The 9,625-nt window shown below is 61.4% G+C and carries 10 protein-coding genes; 9 read left to right on the top strand and 1 reads right to left on the bottom strand.

Annotation, left to right across the window (positions count from 1 at the left end; genetic code table 11):
• Positions 1 to 284 (bottom strand): hypothetical protein (locus tag EOA27_RS41495; RefSeq protein WP_210214144.1); only part of this gene is annotated, 284 nt, incomplete at its 3' end.
• Positions 285 to 532: 248 nt separating this feature from the next.
• Between EOA27_RS41495 and EOA27_RS10060 the strand changes: the two genes are divergently transcribed.
• The 9 genes from EOA27_RS10060 to trbF form a co-directional block, all read left to right on the top strand.
• Entirely contained in the window at positions 533 to 2,557 is a 2,025-nt protein-coding gene (locus tag EOA27_RS10060) for a conjugal transfer protein TraG (protein ID WP_024502848.1), read from the top strand.
• 116 nt (positions 2,558 to 2,673) lie between these two features.
• Positions 2,674 to 3,087, top strand: coding sequence for a CopG family transcriptional regulator (locus tag EOA27_RS10055; protein WP_095488561.1), 414 nt, complete (start codon positions 2,674 to 2,676; stop codon positions 3,085 to 3,087).
• Positions 3,084 to 4,052: a P-type conjugative transfer ATPase TrbB gene (trbB, locus tag EOA27_RS10050; protein WP_024502850.1), complete on the top strand. Its 969-nt coding sequence runs from the start codon at positions 3,084 to 3,086 to the stop codon at positions 4,050 to 4,052. Before EOA27_RS10055 ends, trbB begins: the two co-directional genes overlap by 4 nt.
• 12 nt (positions 4,053 to 4,064) lie before the next feature.
• Positions 4,065 to 4,373 (top strand): TrbC/VirB2 family protein, encoded by a 309-nt coding sequence (locus EOA27_RS10045; RefSeq protein WP_126057781.1) that lies wholly within the window; start codon positions 4,065 to 4,067, stop codon positions 4,371 to 4,373.
• The gene (locus EOA27_RS10040; protein WP_024502852.1) at positions 4,373 to 4,645 is read left to right on the top strand and encodes a VirB3 family type IV secretion system protein; all 273 of its coding nucleotides are present in this window, start codon (positions 4,373 to 4,375) and stop codon (positions 4,643 to 4,645) included. Before EOA27_RS10045 ends, EOA27_RS10040 begins: the two co-directional genes overlap by 1 nt.
• Positions 4,639 to 7,089: a conjugal transfer protein TrbE gene (gene trbE / locus EOA27_RS10035; RefSeq protein ID WP_126057782.1), complete on the top strand. Its 2,451-nt coding sequence runs from the start codon at positions 4,639 to 4,641 to the stop codon at positions 7,087 to 7,089. The genes EOA27_RS10040 and trbE overlap by 7 nt, the downstream gene beginning before the upstream one ends.
• On the top strand, positions 7,086 to 7,811 hold the full coding sequence (gene trbJ / locus EOA27_RS10030) for a P-type conjugative transfer protein TrbJ (protein ID WP_024502854.1): 726 nt from the start codon (positions 7,086 to 7,088) through the stop codon (positions 7,809 to 7,811). Before trbE ends, trbJ begins: the two co-directional genes overlap by 4 nt.
• A gap of 33 nt (positions 7,812 to 7,844) precedes the next feature.
• Positions 7,845 to 9,167: a P-type conjugative transfer protein TrbL gene (gene trbL / locus EOA27_RS10025; protein ID WP_127256063.1), complete on the top strand. Its 1,323-nt coding sequence runs from the start codon at positions 7,845 to 7,847 to the stop codon at positions 9,165 to 9,167.
• Positions 9,168 to 9,625 (top strand): conjugal transfer protein TrbF (gene trbF, locus EOA27_RS10020; RefSeq protein ID WP_245491062.1); only part of this gene is annotated, 458 nt, incomplete at its 3' end.

Genomic DNA, 9,625 nt, shown 5'->3' with positions numbered 1-9,625 from the left:
AGCCAGGGGAACTGCGGCAGCTGTTGGAGGATGAACCCGCTTCCCCACCGATGATGGCGTTCGAGCCAGGGGAACTGCGGCAGCTGTTGGAGGATGAACCCGCTTCCCCACCAATGATGGCGTTCGAGCCAGGGGAACTGCGGCAACTGTTGGAAGACGAGCCTGCCTCCCCACCAATGATGGCGTTCGAGCCAGGGGAACTGCGGCAACTGTTGAATGATGAGCCTGCCTCCACTTGGGCACAAATCAATTCGACCCCACATGCGCGAGCGGACGGTGTTCATCAGCCAGCCCAGGCGCCCTGGCTCCCTGAACGCAGAAGATAACTTTGCGGAGGAGCGGTCACGCAACTGTCGGCGGCGCCGGGCCTCAGGGTGAATGGAGAGGATGGTGTCGCGTGAAGGCGCAACACGCGTGCTGACCGACCTGCATAGTAGGAAGTCGTTCATTGCTCCCAAATCGTATGTGAGGAACATTCCTGTCCCGGCTGCACCGCGCGATGCTAGGTCGCGTTGTTCAGCGGGCCAAGCCGATGACACCTACGAAGCTACTGATCGGGCAGATCGCCGTTGTGTGCGCAATTGTCATTATCGGCGTATGGACGGCAACCCAATGGTGCGCTCAAATGCTGACCTACCAGACGCCTCTCGGCGCACCATGGTTTCTCTTCGCCGGCTGGCCAATCTACAAGCCGTGGAAGCTGTTTGAATGGTGGTTCCACTTCGATGCTTATGCGCCGGAGGTCTTCGACAAAGCCGGTACGCTTGCAGGCGCCAGCGGATTCCTGGGCTGTGCCGCCGCAATCGCAGGCTCGCTTTTGCGCGCGCGACAGCGCGGGTCGGTTACGACCTATGGGTCTTCACGGTGGGCCACGACTCATGAGGTCGAGACGGCAGGGTTGTTACGGCCGGCGGGCGTTTTCCTCGGTAGGCTGAACGATCGCTATCTGCGCCATGACGGCCCGGAGCACGTCATGGCATTTGCGCCGACGCGTTCGGGCAAGGGCGTGGGGCTGGTTGTTCCAACGCTACTTTCCTGGACCGGGTCTGCCATCATTCATGATATAAAAGGCGAAAATTGGCAGTTGACCTCCGGCTGGCGGTCGAAATTCTCGTACTGCCTTCTGTTCAATCCGACCGACCCGAGATCGGCACGCTACAACCCGCTGCTGGAGGTGCGCAAAGGCCCAGATGAGATCCGGGACGTTCAAAACATCGCCGACATCCTCGTCGATCCCGAGGGCGCGCTGGAGCGACGGAATCACTGGGAGAAGACCAGCCATTCACTCCTAGTTGGCGCCATTTTGCACGTGCTCTACGCTGAAGAGGACAAGACGCTAGCCCGCGTCGCCACCTTCCTGTCGGACCCGCAACGCTCGTTTGCCGCAACGCTACGGCGGATGATGACGACAAACCATCTCGGGACGGGGCATAACCCTCAGGTCCATCCCGTAGTGGCCTCGGCGGCTCGCGAACTCCTGAACAAGTCGGAAAACGAGCGCTCAGGCGTCCTCTCGACCGCCATGTCCTTTCTTGGGCTTTATCGTGATCCAACGGTCGCGGCGGCCACTTCGTCCTGCGACTGGCGCATCGCTGACCTAGTGGATGGAGAGCGACCGCTGTCGCTCTATCTGGTCGTGCCGCCTTCGGATATCTCGCGCACCAAGCCTTTGGTGCGACTGATCTTGAACCAGATCGGCAGGCGGTTGACGGAGCGTCTGGAGGGGGACCCGAAGAAGAGCCGTAAGCATCAGCTGCTCATGATGCTGGACGAGTTTCCGGCGCTCGGTCGCCTCGACTTCTTCGAAACGGCGCTCGCCTTCATGGCAGGTTATGGCATTCGCTCCTATCTGATCGCACAATCTTTGAACCAGGTTTCAAAGGCCTATGGCGAGAACAATGCTATTCTCGACAATTGCCACGTGCGAATTGCCTTTTCCTCCAATGACGAACGCACGGCCAAGCGCATCTCGGATGCCCTCGGCACCGCAACCGAACTTAGGTCGATGCGCAACTATGCGGGCCATCGGCTTGCGCCCTGGCTTTCACATGTCATGGTGAGCCGCCAGGAAACCGCGCGCCCGCTCCTGACGCCAGGCGAGGTGATGCAATTGCCGCCGTCAGACGAATTGGTCCTGGTTTCTGGGTTGCCGCCGATCCGCGCCAAGAAGCTGCGCTATTATCAGGATCAGAATTTCACAGATCGGGTGCTGCCTGCGCCGGTGCTGCACGACGGACCCTATGCGGACTGCCCTGCATCACGCCCGGACGGCTGGACTGGACAAGTGTGCAGCGTCGATAGCCGACTTGCTGCGGACGAGGAAAGCGCCGACGCGCCAGTTGAAGACGAGGGAGGCGTTCAGCAGCAACGCCATCCAAGCCTGCCCGAAGAAGACGTTGTTGTCTCTCAAGAGCCCGATCAGGCCGATCTGTACAAGCCCGCAGACGATGACAGCGAAGCGCTCGCGGACAAGCGTGTCATGGATCGGATTTCCACTGCGGCCCGCGCCTACGGTATCAACGAGGGCAGGGGCGACGATGTCATTCCCGGCTTCTGAAGTCCGCTGAGTTGCAGAGCGCACCTCAGCGTAGATAACGGCCATAAGCAATTTTGAGCGTCTGGCCGATGCTTCTCCCGTCGCCGGCGCAACGCCGGGCCGTCGGAACGAGCCGCATGAAGCCGCACCGCATTCGCCATCAGTTTCTGCTTGAGCCGGAGCTCAGCGAGAAACTGGACAACCTCAGTCGCGATCCGTCAACGACCAAATCAGCGATCGTGGCGAAGGCGATCGAGGCGTTCATCGAGCGGCGTGGCGAGAGCGAGTTCGATCGGCGCTACGGCGTAAGGCTTGACCGGCTCTCCCGCGATCTTGCCCACGTCAGGCGCGATTCCGAGGTGATCCTGGAGAGCCTGGCGCTCTTCATCCGCTTTTCGATCACCCTTCACGCCCACACGCCGGTCCCGGATCGGGCAACGCAGGCTATTGCCCAAGAGCGTTTCGAGAAATTCGTTGAGAAGGTCGGCCGCCAGATCGCTTCCGGCAAAAAGTCGCTTAGCAAAGACAATGGTGGGGGAGGGGAAGGATGAGCTCTCATCCCGAGGCCGACCACCGGCGGCGTGTCATGCTGCGCACCGCCATGGGTCCGGCAATCACCGAAGCCCTGGCCGATCCGTCCGTCATCGAGGTGATGGTCAATCCCGACGGCGCGCTGCGACTCGACCGGTTAGGCGAAGGTCGGGTCGATACCGACGTTCACATGCACCCGTCCGAGGCAGAACGTATCATCCGCCTGGTTGCTTCGCACGTGCGCGCCGAGGCGCACGCCGACAACCCGATCGTCAGTGCCGAATTGCCGTCTGGCGAACGCTTCGAAGGCCTGCTGCCACCTGTGGTGTTGGCGCCATGTTTTGCCATCCGCAAGCCCGCCGCGAAAGTCTACACCCTGGCCGACTATGTTGCCGAACGCATCATGCTGCCGCTGCAGGCCGATGCGCTGAAAAAGGCCGTCCGCGAGCGGCGCAACATGCTGATCGCCGGCGGCACTTCCTCGGGGAAGACAACACTCGCCAACGCTCTGCTGGCTGAAGTCGCCGAATGCGACGATCGGGTGATCCTGATCGAGGACACACGCGAACTGCAGTGCGCGGCCAGGGACTGCGTTGCCCTGAGAACAAGGCGGGGCTCGGTCACCCTTGCCGATCTCGTGCGCTCGACGCTGAGGCTCAGGCCGGACCGCATCATCGTGGGCGAGGTGAGGGGCGCGGAAGCGCTCGACATGCTGAAGGCATGGAACACCGGGCACCCAGGCGGCATCGCTACCGTACACGCCAATTCCGCGCGCTCGGCTCTCTATCGCATTGAGCAACTCGCCCAGGAAGCGGTGGTCACCGTTCCCCGCCGGCTCATCGCTGAGGCGATAGATCTGATCGTCTTCATAGCGGGACGCGGCTCGTCGCGCCACATCGACGCAATCGCCGAGGTCACCGGTCTCGACGGCAGCGGCGATTACGCCGTTGCCCCGCTCACGCTTTCGCAACTCCAGCAGCTTTGAAAGGCCTTCCTCATGCGCAAGAAGCTTCGCTTTCTTTCGTCCACAGCGCTCGCGTTTCTTAACACGGCCCCGGTTTATGCCGCCGGCTCCGGCATGCCGTGGGAGCAGCCGCTGCAGCAGATCCTGGAGTCCGTGCAGGGACCGGTCGCCAAGATCGTTGCGGTGATCATCATTATCACCACCGGCCTGACGCTTGCCTTCGGCGACACCGCCGGTGGTTTTCGGCGCCTGATTCAGATCGTCTTCGGTCTGTCAATCGCCTTCGCGGCATCGAGCTTCTTCCTCTCCTTCTTCTCCTTCGGTGGTGGGGCGCTCGTCTGATGGCCGCCGGGGAGCAGCATATCGAGGGCTTCGCAGTACCGGTCCACCGGGCGCTGACCGAGCCGATCCTGCTCGGCGGGGCTCCGCGCGCGGTGGCGATCCTCAACGGTACAGTGGCCGCGGCCATTGGCTTCGGCTTGCAGCAATGGATTGCTGGTCTGGTGCTTTGGATCGCAGGCCACTCGTTAGCGGTGTTTGCCGCAAGACGCGATCCGGACTTCGCCAGCGTGCTTGTGCGCCACCTACGTCTGAAGGGGTGGCTTGCATGCTGAACCTTTCGGAATATCGAAGCAAAGCCGACCGGCTTGCCGACCATCTACCCTGGGCTGCCTTGGTGGCGCCCGGCATCGTGCTCAACAAGGACGGCAGCTTTCAGCGGACGTTGCGGTTCCGCGGCCCGGATCTCGAAAGTGCGACGGAGGCTGAACTCGTCGGCATTTGCGCCCGGGCGAACAATGCTCTCAGACGCCTTGGCTCTGGCTGGGCATTGTTCTTTGAGGCCGAGCGCACAGAAGCGCTGGGCTATCCGAACTCGCATTTTCCTGACGCCGCGTCGTGGCTGGTCGACGAAGAACGCCGCGCTGCTTTCGAGGGGAAGGTAGCGCACTACGAGAGCCGCTATCATCTGACCTTGGTGTTTATGCCACCGCCGGACGCCCAGGCGCGCGCAGAAAGCGCGCTCGTCGACTCTCATTATTCCCGAGGAGAAAGAGACTGGCGCCAGGATCTGGCGAGGTTCCGTGACGAGACCAACCGCGTGCTCGATCTCTTCTCGGGTTTCATGTCCGAAGTACGCGTCCTCGATGATGCTCAGACGTTGACCTACCTCCACGGCACGATTTCGCCTCGTCGCCATCCTATCATGGCCCCGGAAACGCCGATATATCTGGATGCAATCCTGGTCGATGCGCCGCTTACCGGTGGCCTGGAGCCGATGCTGGGTGAGCAGCATCTTCGCACACTGACCATCCTCGGCTTTCCGAACCTCACCCGGCCCGGAATCCTCGATACCCTCAATCATCAGGATTTCGCCTATCGCTGGATGACGCGCTTCATTCCGCTCGAGAAAACGGAAGCCACGAAGACGCTGACGCGATTGCGCCGGCAGTGGTTTGCCAAGCGCAAATCGATCGTGGCAATCCTACGCGAGGTCATTACCAACGAGCCGGTCCCGCTTGTCGATAACGATGCCGACAACAAGGCGCTCGATGCCGACGAAGCCCTTCAGGCATTGGGCGGTGATCATGTGAGTTTCGGCTATCTCACCACCACCGTGACGGTGTGGGGCGAGGATCGCCAAGCCGCTGCAGAGAAGCTTCGCGCGGTCGAGCGCATCATCAATGGGCTCGGCTTCACCACGATCCGAGAAGGCGTCAATGCGGTCGAGGCTTGGCTCGGCTCATTGCCTGGCCATGTCTACGCTAACGTTCGCCAACCGCTCGTTCATACATTGAACCTTGCCCATCTCATGCCGCTGTCGTCGGTTTGGGCCGGTCCTGCGACAAACGAGCATCTCGCGAAAGTCACCCAAACCGAAGCGCCACCGCTTTTCGTTGCCGAGACCAGTGGGTCGACACCGTTTCGGCTTTCCACCCACGTCGAAGATGTCGGCCACATGCTGGTTGTTGGTCCGACCGGCGCCGGCAAGTCGGTTCTGCTTGCTCTGATTGCTCTGCAGTTCAGGCGCTATGCCGGCGCCCAGGTTTATGTCTTCGACAAAGGCAATTCGGCCCGTGCTGCAACACTTGCCATGGGTGGAGAACACCACGCGCTAGGAGCGGACGGTTCCCTTGCCTTTCAGCCACTGCGCAGCATCAACGACCAGGCTAGCCGAAGCTGGGCGGCCGAATGGATCGCCAGCCTTGTTGCCCACGAGAACGTCACCGTCACGCCGGAGGTGAAGGAGGCTATTTGGTCAGCGCTGGCCAGCCTTGCCACCGCGCCGGCGCAGGAACGCACACTGACCGGTCTTTCGGTCCTGCTTCAATCCAATGCGCTGAAGACCGCATTGATGCCCTACACGCTCGACGGTCCCTTCGGCCGCCTGCTCGATGCCGATCATGATGGGCTGGCCTTGTCGGATGTGCAGTGTTTCGAGACCGAGGAGTTAATGCACAGCCAAGGCGCTTTGCTGCCGGTGCTTACCTATCTGTTCCAGCGACTTGAGGAACGGTTCGACGGACGGCCCACGCTGATCATGCTCGACGAGGCGTGGGTCTATCTCGACAATCCGCTGTTCGCCGCCCGCATCCGCGAATGGCTGAAGGTGCTGCGAAAGAAGAACGTGTCGGTTGTCTTCGCTACGCAGTCGCTGGCTGATATCGCGGGCTCTGGCATAGCGCCGGCAATCATCGAAAGCTGCCCGCAGCGCATTTTCCTTCCCAATGATCGTGCCGTGGAACCCCAGGCGCGCACAGCCTACGAGCGCTTCGGTTTAAGCGAGCGGCAGATCGAATTGATCGCCCGCGCCACGCCGAAGCGTCAGTATTATCTGCAATCGCGCCGCGGCAACCGTCTGTTCGAGCTCGAGCTTGGCCCCATCGCTCTTGCGCTTTGCGGTGCTTCCGATCCGGCCACGCAGACTCTGATCGACAGGATCATGTCCGAAGACGGGCAAGGCAGCTTTGCCTCGCAGTTCCTGATCGCGCGCGGCCTCGATTGGGCCGGCGAACTTCTCAAGCAATTCCCTCAACCAGACAAGGAGCAATTCTCATGATGCGGCGACGCCTTCTCTCCGGCCTGATCACCGTTTCCCTGATCGCCAAGCCTATGGCCGACTATGTGCAGCCCGCGTACGCCCTTATCGTGTTCGATCCGTCCAATTATGCGCAGAACGTGCTGACGGCCGCGCGCGCATTGGAGCAGATCAACAACCAAATCCAGTCGCTGCAGAATCAGGCGACCATGCTGCAGAACATGGCGCGCAATCTTCAGCGTCTGGATTTCTCTTCCGTTGGCCAACTCACCGGTTCGCTCCATCGCATCGACGGCTTGATGGACCAGGCGAGTGGCCTCAGCTTTGATCTGGGCAAGCTTCAAGACCAGTGGCGCAGCCAATATCCGGAAAGCTACGACGCCACGATCAAAGTCAGCGATGTGGCGAGTGCTGCGCGGGAGCGTTGGCAAACCGCCATGCAGGCGTTCCGCCAGACCATGGGTGTCCAGTCGCAAATCGTCGAGAACGTCCGCGCCGACGGCGATCTGCTCGCCGATCTCGTCAACCGCAGCCAAGGGGCGGCCGGTGCGCTTCAGGCAAGCCAGGCCACCAACCAGCTGATGGCGCTTTCGACAAAACAGCAGATGCAGATCCAGACGCTGCTCGCAACGCAGTTTCGAGCTGAGGCCGAGGATGCCGCCCGCAAGGCCCAGTCAGACGAAGCCGCCCGCGAGATGACGAAGCGGTTCTTGGGTACCGGCTCGGCTTATCCCGGCAATTAATCACGAGTTCATCACGACGAGAAAGGCAGCGGCATGAACGACCTTGGCGTCATCGATCGCTTCATGGAGACCTTCATCCGCTACATCGACAGCGGGTTCGGTCTGCTATCGGGCGACCTCGCCTTCCTCACTACCATTCTGATCGGCATTGACATCACACTTGCCGGCCTGGCGTGGGCGCTCGGCGACGAAACCAGCGTTCTCGGCCGGCTTGTCCGCAAGGTGCTCTATGTTGGCGTCTTCGCCTTCATTCTGAACAATTTCAAGAACCTCGCCGATATCGTTTATCGTTCTTTTGCCGGTCTCGGGATTAAGGCGTCGGCCGGCAATCTGTCGGCAGACAATCTCTTGCGCCCGGGCCGCATTGCCGCGACCGGTTTCGAAGGTGCTTGGCCAATGCTTGACCAAGCCAGTCAGCTCCTGGGCTTCCCGGAAATCTTCGGCAACGCACTGACCATCTTCGTGCTGCTGATGGCCTGGTTCCTGGTTATCATCGCCTTCTTCATCCTTTCCATCCAGCTTTTCATCACCATCCTAGAGTTCAAGCTCACCACGCTGGCAGGTTTTGTTTTGGTTCCATTCGCACTTTGGAACCGTTCAGCGTTCCTGGCCGAACGCGTGCTCGGCCATGTTATCTCGTCAGGCATCAAGGTGATGGTGCTCGCCGTCATTGTCGGTATCGGCTCCACGCTCTTCGGGGAGTTCGCTTCCGCATTGCAAGGCAAGGAGCCGGATCTTGCCGGTGCCATGTCCCAGGTACTGGGCGCACTGGCACTGCTTGGCCTTGGCATTTTTGGGCCGGGGATCGCGTCGGGTCTTGTCTCAGGCGCACCGCAGCTTGGGGCGGGCGCCGCCCTCGGCACGACCGCGGCGGCAGCGGGTGTATCACTCGTTGCTGGAGGCACAGCATTTGCTGGCGCGCGTATGTCAACCAGCGGCGGTCTCGCCGCCATCCGAGCCGGCACAACAATGGGATCGGCTGCTTCCACGTCATGGCAGATCGGGCGCGCAACCTCGCCCGACGCTGGCCTCTCCGGTGTGGCTGCTGGAATGCATGGTGTAACCAGTGCAGCTGGCGGCGCCGCTATACGCATAGCGCGATCCGCCACTGCAAGTGTTGGGCGCAACGCCGATGCCGGGCGCGATGCCGCGTGGACCGCGACCGGCGGCGCGCCGACAGCGTCAATGACCGAACGCTCTGCCGGTTCGGCCACTGTTTCGGCGCCGACGTGGGCAAGGCGCCTACGTTCTGAACAGACCGCCCGGGCAAATCGCCACGCTGCCATGCAAGCTGTCCGAGACGGAGACCGGCCGGGAGGCAGCGCCAACCCCTCTCTCAACGACAAGGATGACTAGATGCTCTTCAAGCGACCCGTGCACCGTTACGGCAAAACACCCGAACCGGTCACGCCGTATCAAAAAGCCGCCCAACTGTGGGACGAGCGCATCGGCTCATCTCGACTGCAGGCCAGGAACTGGCGGATCATGGCCCTTGGCTGCCTGGCCTTGGCGACCGGGCTTTCCGGCGGACTCGTATGGCAGTCGATGCAAAGCCGTGTCGTGCCTTATGTCGTCGAGGTCGATGGCTTCGGCGAGACGCGCGCCGTCGCGCCGGCGGTCCGGAATTATGAGCCCTCGGATGCTCAGATCGCCTGGCATCTCGGCCGCTTCATCCAGAATGTCCGTTCCGTTTCCACCGATCCGGTTTTGGTTCGGCAGAACTGGTTGGCAGCGTACGACTTTGCTAGCGATCGCGCAGCGCTCTTCCTCAACGAATACGCCAAGGCGAACGACCCCTTCGGTCAGATCGGAAC

It is taken from the genome of Mesorhizobium sp. M2A.F.Ca.ET.037.01.1.1, assembly GCF_003998075.1.
Lineage (GTDB): Bacteria > Pseudomonadota > Alphaproteobacteria > Rhizobiales > Rhizobiaceae > Mesorhizobium.
Note: the sequence above shows the minus strand (reverse complement) of the source record. Positions and strands in the feature narration are given on the sequence as shown.